The organism is Saccharopolyspora endophytica, from assembly GCF_018070075.1.
Lineage (GTDB): Bacteria > Actinomycetota > Actinomycetes > Mycobacteriales > Pseudonocardiaceae > Saccharopolyspora > Saccharopolyspora endophytica.
Genome location: NZ_JAGPXE010000023.1, coordinates 1 through 18,361, shown reverse-complemented (window position 1 = coordinate 18,361; position 18,361 = coordinate 1). Strand labels below are relative to the sequence as shown.

Below are 18,361 nucleotides of genomic sequence, written 5' to 3'. Positions count from 1 at the left end.
CGCTTTTTACGCGGACTTCACAGCAGACTCGATAACCGGAAGGTCACGGGACGCTTAGAGGCGCCTGAGATCGAACTGAGTTCGCAGCTCACGGCGTTACCCCTGGTGTCGATTCGCACACCGCCGGAATGCCGCGAAAGCGCCCGGACCAGCAACTACTATTCTCCCTTCGTGCTCAGTGGCCAGGAAGACAGCCGCCGAACGGACGACCCTTCGGCAGACAACGGGACCGACCGCGCTCGACCGTCGGCCAGGCGGCTGAAGCTGTTCGCCTCCGTTCTGGGCGTGCTGGGCACGCTGCTCGCCCTGGCGGTGCCGTTCCTGCCCGTCAACCACGACATCACGACGCTGAAGTGGCCGACGGCCGAAGGCACCAAGTCGGTGTCGGCGCCGCTGGTCGGCTACTCGCCGCTGTGGCTCAACGCGGAGGTGCCGTGCGTCTCGGCACGCAGCCTCGACGCGCGCACCAACGGCGCGGCCGTGCTGCTGAGCACCAACCCGCCCTCGTCGGACTACGGCAAGCTGACCGGTCTGACGCTGCAGGTCGACAACGGCCAGCTGACGCTGCTGACCAAGGGCCAGCAGGTCGGCACGGCGGCGATTCCCGCCGGGGACTGCTCGATCTCGCTGCGCTCCGACGGCTACGGCAGCACCGCCAGCGTCGGCGACCGGTCGATCGCCAACCTGCGCGGCGACCAGCGCCCGCAGCTGACCGGCGTGTACTCCAGCATCGACGACCACCTCGACGACGTCCGCGGGCTGTCGTTCGAGGCGCGGGTGGACACCCGCTACGAGAGCCAGGCCACGACGCTGAAGCTGGTCGTGATCGCGCTGACCGTGCTGGCCTTCATCGGCTCGGTCATCTGCCTGCGGCGCCTGGACGTGCGCGCGGGCAGGCGTCCTCCGAAGTGGCTGGCGATCGGCTGGTGGAAGCCGACGTTCCGGGACGTCGCGGTGATCGGCTCGCTGCTGGTGTGGTGGGTCGTCGGGGCGATGACCTCGGACGACGGCTACATCCTCAACATCGCGCGAGCGCGCGAGAGCTTCGGCTACGTCAGCAACTACTACCGCTGGTTCGGCGTCCCGGAGGCCCCGTTCGGCTGGTTCTACGAGCTGTACTCGGTGTGGGTGCAGGTGTCCACGGCCACGCCGTGGGTGCGATTGCCCGCGCTGCTGATGGGCATCGTCAGCTGGCTGCTGATCTCCCGCGAGGTTCTGCCCAGGCTCGGCCAGCAGGTCCGGCGCTCCAACGCCGCCGGCTGGGCCGCCGCGGCCGTGTTCCTGGCGTTCTGGCTGCCCTACAACAACGGCCTGCGGCCCGAGCCCGTCGTGGTGCTGTTCTCGCTGCTGGCGCTGTGCGCCGTCGAGCGTGCCGTGGCCACCGACCGGCTGATGCCGGCCGCGCTGGGCCTCGTGGTCGCCGCGCTGTCGGTGGGCGCGAACCCGCACGGCATGGTGTCCGTGCTGCCGTTCGTGGCCGCCCTCAAGCCGCTGTTCCGGCTGGTCCGCAAGCGGGCCCTGGAGTTCGGCTGGCTGCCGGTGCTGGCGCCGATCGCCTCCTCCGGGTTCGTGATCCTGACGCTGGTGTTCGCCGACCAGACGTGGCAGTCGGTCATGGACGCCACCGACCTGCGCACCGACATCGGTCCCAGCCAGAGCTGGTACGAGGAGCTCAGCCGCTACAACCTGCTGTTCAGCCCCACGGCGGACGGCTCCATGACGCGGCGCTTCCCCGTGCTGCTGGTCATCCTGTGCCTGGCGACCTGCGCCGTGGTGCTGCTGCGCCGGGGCCGGATCCGGGGTGCGGCGCTGGGCCCGAGCCGGCGGCTGCTGGCGATCAGCGCCATGTCCTTCGGCGTGCTCGTGCTGACCCCCACCAAGTGGTCGCACCACTTCGGCATCTTCGCCGCCACCGGCGGCGCGCTGGCCGCGCTGACCGCGCTGGCCACCAGCACGACCGTGCTGCGCTCCAGGCGCAACCGGGCCGCGTTCTTCGCCGGGCTGATGGTCATCCTGGCCTTCGCCGCCACCGGCCCCAACGCGTGGTGGTACGTCTCCGGCTGGGGCGTGCCCTGGTACAACATGCCGCCGCAGCTCAAGGGACGGCACCTGAGCACGATCCTGCTGATCATCGCGTTCATCTCGCTGGTCGTGGCGTTCGTCGAGCACCTGAGGATCGACGAGCACAACCCGAAGGTCGTCGACGAGCGCTTCAACCGCGAGGAGGGGCGCAGCCGCGCGCTGCGGATGGGCACCGCTCCGCTGTCGATCCTGTGCGCCCTGCTGGTGCTGTTCGAACTGGCGAACTTCGGCAAGGTCATCCAGAAGCAATGGGGCAGTTACAGCCTCGGCGCGGACAACATCAAGCAGATCGTGGGCACCAGCTGCGGCCTGTCCGACTACATCTACGTCGAGACCAACCCGCAGTCCGGGATGCTGCGCGTCGCCGGGGAGCAGCCGGGCACGGCGGCGCCGTCCGAGGACAAGGACATCGGCGTCCCGCCCAAGCGGCTGCAGGACAAGGAAGACGCCGACCAGTACATGCGGGCGAAGCTGTCCGGCTTCAACCAGCCCGGCCTGCCGCCGGGCGATGGCACCGACCCGCAGGAACCCAACTGGAGGCCGCCGCACCAGTTCGGCAACGACAGGGCGCCGGTGTGGGGCAGCTACGACGCCGCCGCCGTCGGCACCGGTGAGCTGCGCACCCAGTGGTACGACCTGCCGGAGCGCGCGCAGCGCGGCGAGGTGCCCGTGGTGCTGTCGCTGGCCGGCGCCGAGCTGGGCGCGAACTCGGTGGCGCTGGAGTTCGGGCACGACACCCCGAACGGCTTCCTGATCACCGAGCGCAAGTACGTGGTGCAGCGGGAGGGCGGCCCGAACTGGCGGGACTTCCGCTACACCCTCGGCGGCAAGTCCGAGGGCGCCACGAAGATGCGCGTGGTCGCGGTCGACAACGCCCTCGGCCCGAACGGCTGGGTCGCGGTCAGCGCCCCGCGCGCGCCGCAGCTGGTGAACATGACCGACTTCGTCGGTGACCAGCCCGCGTTCGTGGAGTGGACGGCCGCGCTGGTGCACCCGTGCCTGCAGCTGCCGCGCGTGCACCACGGCGTCGCCGAGATCCCGAAGTTCCGGGTCGCGGCGGGTGCCGAGGTCCGCGACATCGGCCAGGGCTGGTCGTCGCCGGACTCCGGCGGTCCGTTCGGCTGGCTGAACGTGGCGACGAGCATGCGCGAGCTGCCGACGTACATGAAGAACAACATCCACCGGGACTGGGGTTCGCTGTACGCCGTGGACCCGTACGACGCCGACGCCGTGCCGGCCCAGACGGCCATGGACGTCCACACGGAGACCCACTGGGGCAACTGGACCCCGGGGCCGCTGCCGAAGACCCTGCAGCTCCCGGGCGACGTCCCCAGCTCCGACGACCGCAACGACGTCAAGGGCTTCGAGGCCCCCGAGGAATCGGACCAGTAAGCCCGCACCCGAGGAGCCCCACCCCGAGCGCCCCTCCCGCCGGCCACGACCGGCAGGAGGGGCGCTCGCACGTCGGAGCCCCTTCCCCCGCATCACCACGCGCCTCCGGAGCCACTCCTGCCCCGGAGGCGTTCACCCGTTGGCACCGGGGGATTCGAATTTCGCGCGAAATTCGAGTGCCGAAGTTCGGGCTCGAATTTCGCGCGAAATTCGACTGGTCCCGTGACGCGAGAAGGGCGCCCGGCCGGGGTGGCCGAGCGCCCTTCGAAGTGAGGTCGCGAGGGTCAGTCGCGGAAGACGAGGAGCTTGAGCATGATGAAGTTGATCATCGTTCCGAGCCCCTGGGCGATCACCCAGAACAACGTGAACTGCCACGCCTCCTGCGCGTTGAACAGCACGCACAGCAGCTGGTTGGCGCCGATGTTCACGAAGAACGTCGTGGTGTAGAGCACGGCGAAGGCCCCGGCCTTCGCGGTCGTGTTGCCCTGGCCCGCGCCCTGGAACGTGAACTTGCGGTTGATCACGTAGGACGCCGTGGTGCCCAGGATGAACGAGATCGACTTGGACAACCAGACCGGCCAGCCGAGCACGCCCAGCAGCAACGAGTAGGTGCCGAAGTCGATGACGGCGCAGCCGCCGCCGATGATGATGAAGCGCGCCAGCTGGTTGAACACGCCCAGTTTCTTGGGCTCGGTGTTGGCTGCGGTATCGGCCACTGTCACAGGTTCACCCTTACGAAACGACGGCAGGACCAGACGCCCTCCGACCCCGCAGCTGGAGATGCCGGGACCGTGGCACACACGTCCCCCGAGAGTGTAGCGATGACGCTTCGCGATCCGCTGGGGACCGCTCGTACCCGGCGGTAGAAGAACCCGATGCGCGGATAGACTCGGCTGGGTGGGATCGGTAAAGGACGAGCTACAGACGCTGACCGGCTGGGGGCGCACGGCGCCCACCAGGGCACACGTCGTCAGCACTCCGGACGTCGAGGCCATCGCCGACGCGGTCCGGAAGGCGGGCGAGCGGGGCGTCATCGCGCGCGGCCTGGGTCGCAGCTACGGCGACCCGTCTCAGAACGCGGGGGGCACGGTCATCGACATGACCGCCCTGGACCGCGTGCACAAGATCGATGTCGACGAGGCCGTCGTGGACGTCGACGCAGGGGTATCGCTGGACGCCCTGATGCGCCGGCTGCTGCCGCACGGGCTGTGGATCCCGGTGCTGCCGGGCACCCGCCAGGTCACCGTCGGCGGCGCCATCGGATCCGACATCCACGGCAAGAACCACCACTCGCAGGGCAGCTTCGGCAGCCACGTGCTGTCGCTGGACCTGCTCACCGCGGACGGCCAGGTCCGCACCCTCGAGCCCGAGGGCGAGACCTCGGAGCTGTTCTGGGCGACCGTCGGGGGCATGGGCCTGACCGGCATCATCGTCAGGGCCGTGGTCAAGCTCAAGCGCGTCGAGACCGCGTACTTCGTGGTCGACAACGTGCAGACCAAGAACCTGGACGAGCTGATCGAGCACTTCACCGACGGCTCCGACGCCAACTACGTGTACTCGGTGGCGTGGTTCGACTCGCTCGCCCGCGGTGACAGCCTGGGCCGCGCCCTGCTGACCCGGGGCAACTCGGCGAAGCTGGAGGACCTGCCGAAGAGGCTGCGCAAGGACCCGTTGAAGTTCAACGCGCCGCAGCTGATGACCGCCCCGGCGATCTTCCCCAACGGGCTGGTCAACAAGTACACGATCACCGCGTTCAACGAGGTCTGGTACCGCAAGGCACCGACCAAGTTCGGCGCGGTGCAGAACATCACCCAGTTCTTCCACCCGCTGGACCTGGTCGGCGAGTGGAACCGCATCTACGGCCCGAACGGCTTCCTGCAGTACCAGTTCATGGTGCCGTTCGGCCAGGAAACGATGTTCCGCCGGTCCATCGACAAGATCAGCGCCTCGGGCCACGTGTCGTTCCTGAACGTGCTCAAGACCTTCGGCCCGGGCAACGACGCCCCGATGTCCTTCCCCCGGGAAGGCTGGACGCTGACAGTCGACATCCCGATCACCCCGGGACTGGACCGGCTCTGCCAGGAGCTTGACGAGATGGTCCTCGACGCAGGTGGCCGGTTGTACCTGGCCAAGGAGTCGCGGACCAATGCCGAGATGATCGAGAAGATGTACCCGCGCATCGACGAGTGGCGCAAGATCCGCGCTTCGGTCGATCCGCAGGGCATCTTCGTCTCCGACCTTTCGCGAAGGCTGGGCCTGTGACCGCAGCAATGGAGTACCGCACGCTGACCGGTTGGGCACGAACCGCACCGTCCCGGGTGCGCGTGCTCAGCACGACCGACGTCGACGCCATCGCCGAGGCGGTGCGCACCGCCGACGAGCGGGGCGTCATCGCCCGCGGCTTGGGCCGCAGCTACGGCGACGTCGCGCAGAACGCCGGTGGCGTGGTCGTCGACATGACCGCGCTGAACCGCGTTCACGACATCAACCCGGACACCGCCATCGTCGACGTCGACGCGGGCGTGAGCCTGGAAGAGCTGATGAAGGCCGCGCTGCCCTACGGCCTGTGGGTCCCGGTGCTGCCGGGCACCCGGCAGGTCACGGTGGGCGGTGCGATCGCCAACGACATCCACGGCAAGAACCACCACAGCGCCGGCAGCTTCGGCAACCACGTGGTGGCGATGGACCTGCTCACGGCCGACGGCGAGATCCGCACGATCACGCCGAACGGCCCGGACGCCGACCTGTTCTGGGCGACGGTGGCCGGCATCGGCCTGACCGGCATCATCCTGCGCGCCTCGATCCGGATGACCCGGACCGAGACCGCGTACTTCATCGCCGACGCCGACCGGACCGCGAACCTCGACGAGACGATCGAGCTGTTCAACGACGGCTCGGACGACAAGTACACGTACTCGTCGGCGTGGTTCGACTCGATGTCCACCGGCTCGAAGCTCGGTCGCGGCGCGTTCGGCCGCGGCTCGCTGGCCACGCTCGACCAGCTGCCGCCGAAGCTGCGGGCCGACCCGCTGAAGTTCGACGCGCCGCAGCTGCTGACGCTGCCGGACGTCTTCCCGCCGCGGCTGGCCAACAAGCTGACCTTCGGCACGATCGGCGAGCTGTACTACTGGAAGACGCCGAAGCGCGGCCGCGACCTGATCCAGAACCTGACCGCCTTCTACCACCCGCTGGACCTGATCGGCGAGTGGAGCCGGGCCTACGGTTCGCAGGGCTTCCTGCAGTACCAGTTCTCGCTCCCCTACGGCAAGGACGAGGACCTCAAGCGGATCATCCGCAAGGTCGCCCAGTCCGGGAACGTGTCGTTCCTCAACGTCATCAAGAAGATGGGCGAGGGCAACCGGTCCCCGCTGTCCTACCCGCACCCCGGCTGGCTGGTGTGCCTGGACTTCCCGATCGTCGACGGTCTGGGCAAGTTCTGCACCGAGCTGGACGAGGACGTGCTCTCCCTCGGCGGCCGGCTGTACACCGCCAAGGACTCGCGGACGTCCGCGGAGACCTTCCACCAGATGTACCCGCGGGTGGACGAGTTCAAGAAGATCCGCCAGACCATTGACCCCGAAGGCAAATTCGCCTCAGACATGAGCCGGAGGCTTGAGCTGTGATCGACGCTGTTGGCAACCCCCAATCCCTGCTGGTGCTCGGCGGCACCTCGGACATCGCGCTGACCACCGCGAAGCAGTACGCGCAGACCCGCGCGCTGCGCATCGTGCTGGCCGACCGCCCCGAGGAGTCCGAGCGCCTCGAAGCCGCCGCCGAGGAGCTGCGCAAGACCGGCAGCACGGTGTCGATCCTGCACTTCGACGCCCGCAAGCCGGAGACGCACGCCGAGGTCATCGACAAGGCGTTCGCCGACGGCGACGTCGACGTCACGCTGATCGCCTTCGGCATCCAGGGCGACAACGAGAAGGGCTGGACGGACTTCGAGGCCGCCCGCGCCGTCGCCGACATCAACTACGTCGCCCCGGTGGGCCTGGGCGTGCTGCTGGCCAACAAGCTCAAGAAGCAGGGCCACGGCAGCATCGCGGTGATGGCCTCCCCGGCCGGTGAGCGCGCTCGCCGCTCGAACTTCGTCTACGGCTCCTCCAAGGGCGGCCTGGACATCTTCTACACCGGTCTCACCTACGCGCTGGAGGAGCACGGTGTGAAGGTCACCGTGATCCGCCCGAACTTCGTGCACACGAAGCTCACCGCGGGCATGAAGCCGCCGCCCATGTCGCAGACCCCGGACCAGGTCGCCGCGGCGATCATCGACGGCGTCCGCAAGGGCAAGGAAGAGGTCTACGCCCCCGGCCAGATGCGCTGGGTCATGTTCGTGCTCAAGCACGTCCCCCGCTTCATCTTCAAGAAGCTGCCGTTCTGATCGAACGCTTCGGCTGATCGGGGCCGTCGGGTGAATCCCGGCGGCCCCTTTCGCTTTTCCCGGGTTGACCGCGGATCCGGACAGGTCCAGAATTCGATCTCGAACGCCCGGTTTGTCCAGACCACTGGAGCGGAATTCTCGATCGGGACAATTTTGCCGCGAACGGGCAACGTTTCGCCCTCTCGCAGCGATCTGTACCTGTGCGGGCATCGCGACGCCCGCCGAGCTTCCAGACGCGCGGCGCGCATCGGGAAGCGCGGATGCCCGGAGAAGTGGGGTTCACCAGGCATCCGCGTCCGTGGGTCCTCCGCCTGCCCTCAGTACCCGGGGGACCCACGGAACGTCCGCGAGCGGACTTCCATCGGACGCCTGGGGCGGTGCCGGGGTTTCTCCACCGACGCGGAATCGAATGCGCGGAGACGTTTTTCGCCCGTTCGGACTATCAAGGAAGAACTTCTCAGGACTGCGTGTGAGCGACTGGACGCCCCCAGTAGCCTGATCATTCGTGGACGACTTCGAGACGGCCATCGCCGAGTACTACCGGCTCGGTCCGGAGCGGGATCGCCTCAGCACCTGGGGGTACCTGGAGGCGCTGCGCACCGCCGAACTGCTGGGTCGACACCTGCCGCCCGCACCGGGCATCGTCTACGACGTCGGCGGCGCCGAGGGCGCCTACGCCCTGCCGCTGGCCCGCGACGGCTACGAGGTGCACCTGGTCGACGCCTGGGCTCCGCACGTGGCGGCCGCCGCCGAGGCCTCCGCCGCCCAGCCCGCCGCACCGCTGGCCGGGTGCACCGTCGGTGACGCGCGGGACCTCCCCTTCGACGACGGCGCCGCCGACGCCGTGCTGCTGCTCGGTCCCCTCTACCACCTGCTGGAACGCTCCGATCGGTTGCGCGCGCTGCGCGAAGCGCACCGGGTGCTCAAGCCGGGCGGCGTGCTGTTCGCGGCGGCGGTGTCGCGCTACGCCTCGACCTTCGACGGCGTGGCCATGGGCGACATCGTCAACCCCGACTTCCAGGAGCTCGTCCAGGGCGCGCTGCGCGACGGCCTGCACCGCAACACCAGGCCCGACGAGTTCCCGCAGTGGTTCACCCTCACCTACTTCCACCGGCCCGCCGACCTGCGCGACGAGGTCGCCGACGCGGGTTTCCGGGCGATCGAGCTGGTCGCGGTGGAGAGCGTGGCGGCGTGGGCCGCCGACCCCCGCCGGCTGAGCGAACCGGAGTACCGGGACGCGACGCTGAAAGCGATCCGCCGGGTCGAGTCGGCGCCCGAGCTGCTGGGGGCCAGTCCGCATCTCATGGCGGTCGCACGCAGGTCCCACTGACGTCTCTTCGGCGATCCTTCGGCGTGTCGGGCAACCCGGAGCGCGGTGGCTGTCGTGAAACTGCATGAGACTCACCGCGATTCCCTCGCCGGCATCGGCCCGACCACCCGGGGAGAACGAGAAGGGTGAAGTACCTGACGAGCACGGCACCGGTCGAAGCGCCCGCCGAACCACGGGTCGACGACGCCGTCCCCCGGCGTTCGCACCTGGGCAAGTGGCTGGCGCACGTGATCGCGCTGTGCCTGGGGATCGCGGGGTTGTGCTGCGCGATCGCGCTCCCGCTGGCGCCGGTGCTGCTCGACCGCACCGAGGTGCACTGGCCCGCGGCGACGGACGAGAACCCGACGACGACGGCGTTCATCACGCCCTACCGGCCCGCCGAGTTCCACGCGACCGTGCCCTGCGCCACGATGCGCGCCGCGCTGGAGGGCGAGGGACCGACGACGATCCTCAGCACCCTGCCGCCGGGCAGCGACCGCGAAGGGCTCGTGCTGTCCACCCAGGACGGACGGACCCGGCTGCTGCTGGGCGAGCGCGAGGTGGAACTGCCCGCTGGGACCTGCGGTCTGGCGGTGCGCGGTGACGGAGCGGGCTCGGTCGTCGAACCCGCCGGACGTGCGCCGATCACGCTTGCCGGGGTTCCCGCCCCCGAGGTGTTCACCTTCGCGACCTCGCTGGAACCCGACCAGCTGCACGGGCTTTCGGTCACCGCGCGCACCTACTCGTGGGCCGACACCTCCCCCACCGAGACCAAGCGGAGCCTGATCGAGTCGGCGCTGCTGCTCGGGCTGTGCTCGCTGCTGCTGCTGTTCGCCCACGCCCCACCCGCGCTGCGCGGCTTCCGCCCGAACCCGCTGCTGTGGCCGGTGGACGCCGGGGTCGCCGCGGTGATCTGGGTGTGGCTGTTCGTCGGACCGCTCACCGACGACGACGGCTTCGCGATGATGACCGTCCGCAACTACGCCGAGACCAGCGACGTCGGCAACTACTACCGCTGGTTCAACGCCTCCGAAGCGCCGTTCACGCTGGTGCAGCACTTCATGCGCTGGTGGTCGGCCGACGGCCTGGAGCCGCTCTGGCTGCGGATGCCCAGCGCCGCGGCCGGTCTGCTGACCTGGCTGGTGGTCAGCCGCGGCATCGTCGCCCCGATCTGCCGGGGGCGCAGGAGGTTCGCGCTGCACCTGGTGACGGCGGTGTTCTTCCTCGCCTTCTGGCTGCCCTACGGCCTGGGCATCCGCCCGGAACCGTTCCTGGCGCTGGGCACCTCGATCCTGGTCGCCAGCTTGTTGCGGGCCTCGCGCAGCAGCGCGCCGTTCGGCTGGCTGGGCGTGGCCGCGCTGGTGTGCGGGTTGACGGTGTCGATCACCCCGACCGGGGTCAGCGCGGTGCTGATGGTGCTGGTGTTCGCGCCGCGCATCTGGTCGCTCCTGGTGCGTCCCGGAGCGCTGCCGCGCTGGGCGCTGGTGCCGGTCCGCGTCGTGCTGCTGGCGAGCCTCGGCTCGGTCGGTCTGGTCGCGATGTTCGCCGACACGTCCTGGAACGGGGTGCTCCGCGCGACCGAGGTGCACGACGAGTTCGGGCCGAGCCTGGGCTGGTACCAGGAGATCGACCGCTACGCGAAGCTGCTCGGCACCAGCATGTGGGGCGTCGCCGGCAAGCGGCTGGTCGTGTTCCTGGTGATCACGGCCGTGCTGATCACCGCGGCCTGCGCGATGCGACGGCTGCACCGCACCACCGCCGTGCCCGACCTGCCGGTGCTGCTGGGTTCGGTGGCCGCGGTGCTGGCCGCGCTGTGGCTGACGCCGTCGAAGTGGACGCACCACTTCGGTGCGCTGATCGGCGTCGGTCCGGCGCTGGTGGCCGTGACCGTCGTGCTGCTGATGCGGGTCGGCGCGCTGGCCGACGGGCACCGGGAAGCCCGGCTGCTGGGCGTGTTCGGAACCCTGGCGGCATCGGTGGCGGCGGGCCTGGCGTTCATGGGTCCGAACACCTGGCCGTGGCAGTCGAACCTGGCGATGCCGTGGGCCGACACCCCGGTCCGGCCGAACGTGCCGCTGGACAGCCCGGTGCTGTGGATGCTCGTCGGACTCGTCACCGGGCTGCTGACGCTCGTCGGACTGCTGATCCGGATGCGGCTGCGCTCCCGCGCCCTCGGCGGTCTGATGTGGACGGTCGCCCCCGCCTCAGTGCTCACCGGGTCCGCGCTGGCGATGGCGCTGGTGCTGCTGGGCTCGTTCCTGTCGGTGCCGGAGACGATGGGTGACCGCTTCTCGGTGGCCCGGATGAACCGGCTCAGCCACGAGGCGTCCAGCTGCGGCCTGGAGGACGAGGTGCAGGCGATGCCCATCGCCGAGCCCCTCGCCCCGCTCGACCCCGACGCCACTGGCGAGCTGGACGGCTTCACCGCGGGCGGAGCGCCGCCGCAGGAGCCCGACCTGCGCCTGGAGAACCCCGGCGAGCCGCTGCGGCTCCCCGAGCCCGCCGATCCCGACGATCCGCGCGCCGACGAGCCCACCGGGCGCCAGGCCAGCGACTTCGCCTGGACCAGCCAGGACGGCGGCCCGCAGAGCACCGGCACGCTGATCACCCCGTGGTTCGGCCTGCCGCAGGTGAACGCGCAGCAGGTCCTGTCGATGTGGGTGTCCGGCCGTCCCGAGCAGGGCAACTCGCTGACCTTGGAGTTCGCCGCCGGGGACCGCCCGCTGGGACGCCAGGTGCTGCACGACCCGCCGCCGGTGGACCTCCCGTTCGAGGACCCGAGGCACGGCCGCGACGACGACTGGCGGGACTTCACCGCGTGGCGCTCGATGACCGTCGAGCCCGGTGACATCCCGGCCGGCGCGGACCGGGTCCGCGTGCTGGCCACCGACCGCAGCACCGACCGGCAGGGCTGGTTGAGCATCAGCGGTCCGGTGGTGCGCGACGTCGTCGGGCTGCGGCAGGCCCTGGACGCGCAGGGACCGCTGCTGATCGACTGGCCGATGAGCTTCGTGTTCCCCTGCCGGACCGACTACCCGAAGGTCGGCCGCGGTGTGGCGGCAAGTCCCCGGATGCTGATCACGCCCCCGGAGGGCGAGGGCTCGATGGCCTACGACCCGAACCTCGGCGGCGTGTTCGCCGGGGTGCCGATGCTCTCGCAACGCATGGAGCTGCCCACGCGGTTGCGCGGAACGCCGGGCTACGTCTGGGGTCACCTGCTCGTGGTCCGCTACGAACGCGAACGCGATTCCTACACCACGACTCGCCAGCGAGAACGCGTCAGCGGAGCCGACGGCGACGGGTCCTACCCCTTCGAGCAGGAGTGATCGTTTGTGCGAGTCACCGCCGGATGCCCGAAACTGATTTTCCCGGGACCGATTTGCGGCTGACCCGCTGAACATCGCTGAGCTGGGGGAACGTTGCTGGACGGGATCGAGCGCACCGCGGACGCCTCTCCTCCGATGCCCGCCGCGCCCACGCCGCGCCGCCGCCTCGCCAACGCCCTCGGCCTGGTGATCGGCGTCCTGGCGGTGCTGGCCGCGGTCGCCGTCCCGTTCGCGCCGGTCGTCGGCGACCGGGTCACGGTCACCTGGCCGATGGCCGGGCAGCCGGCGGAGAGCACGCTCGCCTTCGTCGTGCCCTACCACCCGGACGAGGTACACGTCCGCGTCCCGTGCGAGGTCGTCCGCGCAGGTCAGGACCGCAGCGAGCCGACGACGCTGGTGTCCTCCCGCCCGCCCGGTCAGCCCACCGAGGGCTTCGCCGTCACCACCGCCCAGGACCACGTGATCGCCCTGGTCGCGGGCAGGGAGGCGTTGCGCGCGCCGATCGGGGAAGCCTGCGACGTCGCCATCGACGGCGGCCCGACCGGAGCCACCGCCCGCATCGGCGACCGGACCGCCTCGGTACCCGCCGGAATACGCGACATCGTCGCGTTCACCACCCAGCTCTCCCCCGCCGAGGTGGCCGGGACCGAGGTCCAGGTGGTCACCGCCAACTGGTTCGAGACGTCCCCCACCCAGGGCAAGCTGCTGCTCATCGCCCTCCAGCTGCTGCTGGTGGCGGCCGGTTTCGCGGTCCTGGCGACGCTGGACCGCCGACGCGCCAGAGCCGCCGAACGCCCGATCCCGCGGCTGCTGCACCGGCTGTCCGGCTACGTGATCGATCTGGGGCTGCTGGCCGTGCTCGCGGGCTGGTGGCTGCTGGGCCCGAACGGCCCGGACGACTCGTTCGCCTCGGTGACCGCGCAGAACGGCCTGCGCACCGGCGACATCGGCAACTACTACCGCTGGGAGAACGCCTCCGAATCACCGTTCACGCTGGTCCAGCAGATGCTGATGCACGTCGCCGAGTGGAACCAGAACCCGCTGGCCATGCGCATACCGAGCATCCTCGCCGCCGTGCTCACCTGGCTGGTGCTCAGCCGGGGCGTCCTCGGCGCGGCCATCCCCGGCCAGCACCACCGGCCGCTGGTCCGCGTCCTGGCCGCGGTGGCCTTCCTGTCCTGGTGGCTGCCGTTCGGGATGGGCGTGCGGCCGGAGGCGTTCGAGGCGCTGGGGCTGACCGTCGTGCTCGCGGCGGTGCTGCAGGCCGCCCGCACCGAGCGGCGGGTGTGGCTGGGCGTGGCGGCGCTGGCGGCCGGGCTGTCGATCGCGGTCAACCCGATGGGCATCACCGCGATCACCCCGTTCCTGGTGCTCGCGCCGCGCCTGTGGCGGATGGCCGGGGTGGGGTTGGCGGCGCTGCTGGCCGGGATCGCCTCGGTCGGCGTGGTGGCGATGTTCGCCGACCAGTCGCTGTTCGGCGCCGCCAAGGCCACCGACCTGCACGGCTACTACGGGCCCAACGTGTCGTGGTTCCAGGAGGTCATGCGCTGGCAGTACCTGCTCGGCTTCGACCTGCAGGGCGACGTCGCGCGCCGCGCCGCCGTCCTGCTCACCCTCGTCGTCGCGGCGCTCAGCCTCCTGGTGCTGCTGCGCCACCGGAGCGCCGGCCGCGCCGACGGGCTGCGGATGGCGCACGTCCCGGCGGCATCGCTGCTGCTCAGCATGGGCTTGATGACGCTGACCCCTTCGAAGTGGACGCACTACTTCGGCGCGCTCGCCGGCGTCGGAGCCGCTACTGTGACCGCGGGCGTCGTGCTGGTCGGCGTCGCCGCGGTCACCGCGAGCCGGGACCGGGTGGTGCTCGTCGCCGGTCTGGTGGGCACCGTGCTCGCCGGTGGCGCGGCCGCGCTCGTCTTCTCCGGCAAGAACAACTGGTTCCTGCACTCGCAGTACGGGGTGCCCTGGGGAGAGGGCCCGGTCCGGCCGCTGAACAACCCGCTGGTCTGGTTGCTCGTCGCCGGGCTACTGATGGCCGCATCCGCGCTGGTCAGGAGAGGTGACGACCGGGTGCGGCGGGCGTTGATCCGCACACCCGCGCTGGTGTGCGTCACGGCGATGGGGGTGGCGGTGACGATCGTGCTCGGCTCCTTCGTGGCGGCCCCGATCAGGCAGGGCGACGCCTACTCGATCGGTGCGCAGAGCATCGCCGCCGCGCGCGGGGGCAGCTGCGGCATCGCCGACAAGGTCGTCGTCACCCCGGATCTCGTGGGGCTGCGCGGCGGCGACGGCGCCGAGATGGCCGGGTTCACCGAGGATTCCGGCTTCGCACCGGGTTTCACCCCGCCCGCCGACGTCCCGCTGTGGGGCAGCCTGACCGGTGGGCAGATCAACACCGGCACGCTGACCACGGGCTGGTTCCCGCTGCCCGCGCTGGCCCCCGACCAGGAGCTCGCGTTCGGGGTGGCCGGGCGCAGCGGCGACGGCAACCGCGTCGCGCTGGAGTTCTCCGGACCCGGCGGGACGCGCGAGGTCGTGCTCGACGACACCTGGAGGGACTCCGACGAGCGCGAGACCTACCCGAGCGACCACGTCATCGAGGACGAACCGCAGGACCACCCGGGCTGGCGGGACATGCACCTGTCCCCCGCCCAGATCCCGGCCGGCGCCGACCGGGTCCGCATCACCGCGGTCGACGGCACCACCGACCCCGCCGGGTGGGTCGCGGTCAGCGGGCCGCGGGTCCGCCAGGTCATCCCGCTGACGGAGTACATGCAGGACAAGGCGCCGACGTACGTGGACTGGTCGATGACCTGGAACGTGCCGTGCCTGCGGGACCTGCCGGAGGTCGGCGGCGGGCTCGTCCAACCCCCCGCGTACATGATCACCCCGCCGAACTCGATGGGATTCGGCGGCACCGCCGCGTTCGAACGCGGAATCGGCGGTGCGTTCGCCGGAGTTCGGGACGTCGGTGTTCAAGAAGAGATCCCGACAAGGCTCAACGGTTACGAGAAAACACCCGAATATTCCGAGTGGGGCCACCTCATCGAGGTGCAATACCCCTACCCGGGCAACCGATTCGACGTCCAACGCGTTGAAGCTCCACGGTGGGGTTGGCGAGGGGAGTGACCATGTCCGACACGATCCGCCACGAGGTCGGAATCCCGGTTCCGCAGCAGGCACGAACCTCCGAGGCCGAATCACCGCGACTGATCTCGTACGTGCTGCCGGTCTACAACGAGGCCGAGGGCATCAAGCACTTCCACACCGAGCTCACCGACGCGGTCGCCACCCGACCCGAGTTCGACTACGAGTTCATCTACGTCAACGACGGTTCCGCCGACGGGTCGATGCGCATCCTGCAGGACATCGCGAAGAACGATTCCCGCGTGCGGGTCGTCGACTTCGCGCGCAACTTCGGCCACCAGATCGCCATCACCGCGGGCCTGGACTACGCCGCCGGAGAAGCGGTGATCGTGATGGACACCGACCTGCAGGACCCGCCGCGCGTGAGCCTGCAGATGATCGACGCGTGGCTGGCGGGCGCCGAGGTCGTGCAGGCGCGGCGGCGGACCCGGCGCGACACCCCGTTCAAGCGCGCCACCGCGCACACCTACTACCGGCTGCTGCGCAGCTGCTCCGACGTCGACATCCCGGTCGACACCGGCGATTTCCGGCTGCTCAACCGGCGGGCCGCCGAGGAGCTGCGGACGTTCCGCGAACGCAGCCGGTTCATCCGGGGCATGGTCGCCTCGATGGGGTTCAACCAGCAGGAACTGCTCTTCGACCGGGACGAGCGGGTCGCGGGCGAGACCAAGTACCCGATGCGCAAGATGCTGCGGCTGGCCGCCGACGGCGTCACCGGGTTCTCGACCGCGCCGCTCAAGCTGATCACCCGGATGGGGTTCGCGACGCTGGCCCTGGCGTTGCTGGGCATCATCTACTCGGTAACGCTGCGGCTCTTCTTCCCCGAAGTCACCGTCTCGGGGTGGACGATGTTGATGGTCGTGATGCTGTTCCTGGGCGGGCTGCAGATGCTGTCGCTGGGGGTCATCGGCAGCTACATCGGCCGCATCTACAGCGAAGTGCAACAACGCCCCCTCTACATCGTCCGGGATGTGATCCGGCATGACGAAGCTTGAGCCGCGTTCCCGGCTGATCAGCCGGGAACTGCTGCTCTACGCGGTGATCGGCGGCAGCGGCGTGCTGCTGGACTACCTGCTCTTCCTGGTGCTGTTCAACTACTTCGGGATGCACCACCAGCTCGCGAACGCCCTGAGCACGACGGCGGGGATCACCAACAACTTCGTGCTCAACTCGCTGTTCAACTTCCGCAAGACCGACCGGATCCTGGTGCGGTTCCTGCGCTTCTACGCGGTGGGCATCGCCGGGATCGTGCTGACGTTCCTGCTGCTGGCGGTGTTCTCCACGTGGCTCGGGATCGACGCGAACCTGGTCAAGCTGGCCAGCCTTCCGGTGGTCCTGCTGTTCCAGTACACGATCAACAAGAGGTGGAGTTTCGGATGAGAGTGGGGATCGTCGGCGCCGGTGCGACCGGGCTGACCGCGGCCTTCGACGCGGTGCGCGCCGGGCACGAGGTGACGGTGCTGGAAGCCTCCGCCGAGCTCGGCGGGCTCGCGGCGTCCATCGAGGTCGGCGGCACCCCGCTGGAGCGCTTCTACCACCACAGCTTCCGCAGCGACGAGGCGATGATCGAGCTCATCGAGGACCTCGGGCTCAGCGACCGGCTGCGGTTCCACAAGCCGACCACCGGCGTGTACTTCAACGGCGAGCTGCACGACTTCGGCACACCGGTGGAGATGCTGAAGTTCTCCGAGTTCTCGATGCTGGACCGGTTCCGGTTCGGCGCTTCCTCGGCCGCGCTGAAGGTGATCCGCAACGGCTCCCGGTTCAACGGGGTTCGCGCGCTGGACTGGATGCGGCGCTGGGCGGGCGAGAAGGTCACCTCGACCATCTGGGAACCGCTGCTGAAGGGCAAGTTCGGCGATCGCGCCGAGGAGATCTCGATGGCGTGGCTGTGGGCGCGGATCCACTGCCGCACGTTCGAACTCGGGTACGTCCACGGCGGTTTCGACCAGGTCTACCGCGCGCTGACCGATGCGGTGACGGAACGCGGCGGGAAGATCGAGTTCAACAAGCCGGTCTCGTCCATCACCCAGCCGTCGGAGGCGGTGCAGGTGGGGACCGCGGACGGCAGCGGCTACGAGTTCGACCACCTCATCGTCACGGTCCCGCAGCCCGCGTTCGCCAAGGCCGCCGACATCGAGTCCGACGACGTGCTGTGGCGGAACCAGTACCTGGGCGCGACCTGCTTCATCCTCGAACTCGACCGCAGCGTCATCCCGTACTACTGGCTCAACATCAACGACCCGGAGTTCCCGTTCCTGGCCGTCGTGGAGCACACCAACATGGTCGACAGGCAGGAGTACGGCGGGAAGCACGTCGTCTACGTCGGCAACTACGTGCCGCGCGACGACTGGCGCTTCACCACCGACCCGGCCGAGCTGCTGCGGAACTACGTCCCGTGGCTCAAGCGGCTCAACCCGGAGTTCGACGAGTCCTGGATCCAGGAGTGGCACTTCTCCAAGGCCGGGTTCGCCCAGCCCATCGTCACCCCGACCTACCGCTCGCTCATCCCGCCGCACAAGACCCACATGCCCGGCGTCACGCTGGCCACGATGTCCCAGATCTACCCCCAGGACCGAGGCCAGTCCTACGCCATCGGCATGGCCCACGAGATCACCGAGAGCCTCGGCCTGCGCTGACAGCGGGACGTCACCCGACCACTCGGCCGGGTGACGCAATTCGAATTTCGCGCGAAATTCGAGCCCGAAGTTCGGGACTCGTATTTCG

General features: G+C 69.7%; 11 protein-coding genes. 10 read left to right on the top strand and 1 reads right to left on the bottom strand.

The window, feature by feature from the left end:
- The first annotated feature begins 171 nt into the window (after positions 1-171).
- A complete protein-coding gene (locus tag KBO27_RS32455; RefSeq protein ID WP_210973682.1) occupies positions 172-3,474 on the top strand; it encodes an arabinosyltransferase domain-containing protein in 3,303 nt (1,100 codons plus the stop codon).
- 284 nt (positions 3,475-3,758) lie between these two features.
- Here KBO27_RS32455 and KBO27_RS34085 read toward each other — a convergent pair whose 3' ends face one another.
- A complete protein-coding gene (locus KBO27_RS34085) occupies positions 3,759-4,196 on the bottom strand; it encodes a GtrA family protein (protein ID WP_307870743.1) in 438 nt (145 codons plus the stop codon).
- Positions 4,197-4,371: 175 nt separating this feature from the next.
- On the opposite strand from KBO27_RS34085, the gene dprE1 (KBO27_RS32445) reads away from it, so the two are divergent.
- The 9 genes from dprE1 (KBO27_RS32445) (at position 4,372) to KBO27_RS32405 (ending at position 18,273) form a co-directional block, all read left to right on the top strand.
- Positions 4,372-5,736 carry a decaprenylphosphoryl-beta-D-ribose oxidase gene (dprE1, locus tag KBO27_RS32445; protein ID WP_210973680.1) on the top strand — a complete coding sequence of 455 codons (1,365 nt, stop codon included), beginning with the start codon at positions 4,372-4,374 and terminating at the stop codon, positions 5,734-5,736.
- A gap of 8 nt (positions 5,737-5,744) precedes the next feature.
- Complete coding sequence (dprE1, locus tag KBO27_RS32440) at positions 5,745-7,097, top strand: decaprenylphosphoryl-beta-D-ribose oxidase (RefSeq protein WP_210973700.1); 1,353 nt, start codon at positions 5,745-5,747, stop codon at positions 7,095-7,097.
- On the top strand, positions 7,094-7,855 hold the full coding sequence (gene dprE2, locus KBO27_RS32435) for a decaprenylphospho-beta-D-erythro-pentofuranosid-2-ulose 2-reductase (RefSeq protein ID WP_132673265.1): 762 nt from the start codon (positions 7,094-7,096) through the stop codon (positions 7,853-7,855). Before dprE1 (KBO27_RS32440) ends, dprE2 begins: the two co-directional genes overlap by 4 nt.
- A gap of 505 nt (positions 7,856-8,360) precedes the next feature.
- Positions 8,361-9,185, top strand: coding sequence for a class I SAM-dependent methyltransferase (locus KBO27_RS32430; protein WP_210973679.1), 825 nt, complete (start codon positions 8,361-8,363; stop codon positions 9,183-9,185).
- A 125-nt stretch (positions 9,186-9,310) separates the two neighbouring features.
- Positions 9,311-12,490, top strand: a complete 3,180-nt coding sequence (locus KBO27_RS32425; RefSeq protein ID WP_210973678.1) for an arabinosyltransferase domain-containing protein — start codon at positions 9,311-9,313, stop codon at positions 12,488-12,490.
- Between the two features lie 93 nt (positions 12,491-12,583).
- Positions 12,584-15,616: an arabinosyltransferase domain-containing protein gene (locus tag KBO27_RS32420; protein ID WP_246538737.1), complete on the top strand. Its 3,033-nt coding sequence runs from the start codon at positions 12,584-12,586 to the stop codon at positions 15,614-15,616.
- A gap of 2 nt (positions 15,617-15,618) precedes the next feature.
- Positions 15,619-16,629: a glycosyltransferase family 2 protein gene (locus KBO27_RS32415; RefSeq protein ID WP_210973677.1), complete on the top strand. Its 1,011-nt coding sequence runs from the start codon at positions 15,619-15,621 to the stop codon at positions 16,627-16,629.
- Entirely contained in the window at positions 16,616-17,014 is a 399-nt protein-coding gene (locus KBO27_RS32410; RefSeq protein WP_132673260.1) for a GtrA family protein, read from the top strand. Before KBO27_RS32415 ends, KBO27_RS32410 begins: the two co-directional genes overlap by 14 nt.
- The gene (locus tag KBO27_RS32405; RefSeq protein WP_246538735.1) at positions 17,011-18,273 is read left to right on the top strand and encodes an NAD(P)/FAD-dependent oxidoreductase; all 1,263 of its coding nucleotides are present in this window, start codon (positions 17,011-17,013) and stop codon (positions 18,271-18,273) included. Before KBO27_RS32410 ends, KBO27_RS32405 begins: the two co-directional genes overlap by 4 nt.
- Positions 18,274-18,361: the final 88 nt, after the last annotated feature.

Excerpts from the sequence above, each read along its gene's own strand:
- KBO27_RS32415 (WP_210973677.1), top strand. The coding sequence starts at position 15,619 with ATGTCCGACACGATCCGCCACGAGGTCGGAATCCCGGTTCCGCAGCAG.
- KBO27_RS32405 (WP_246538735.1), top strand. The coding sequence starts at position 17,011 with ATGAGAGTGGGGATCGTCGGCGCCGGTGCGACCGGGCTGACCGCGGCC.
- KBO27_RS32410 (WP_132673260.1), top strand. The coding sequence starts at position 16,616 with ATGACGAAGCTTGAGCCGCGTTCCCGGCTGATCAGCCGGGAACTGCTG.
- dprE1 (WP_210973700.1), top strand. The coding sequence starts at position 5,745 with ATGGAGTACCGCACGCTGACCGGTTGGGCACGAACCGCACCGTCCCGG.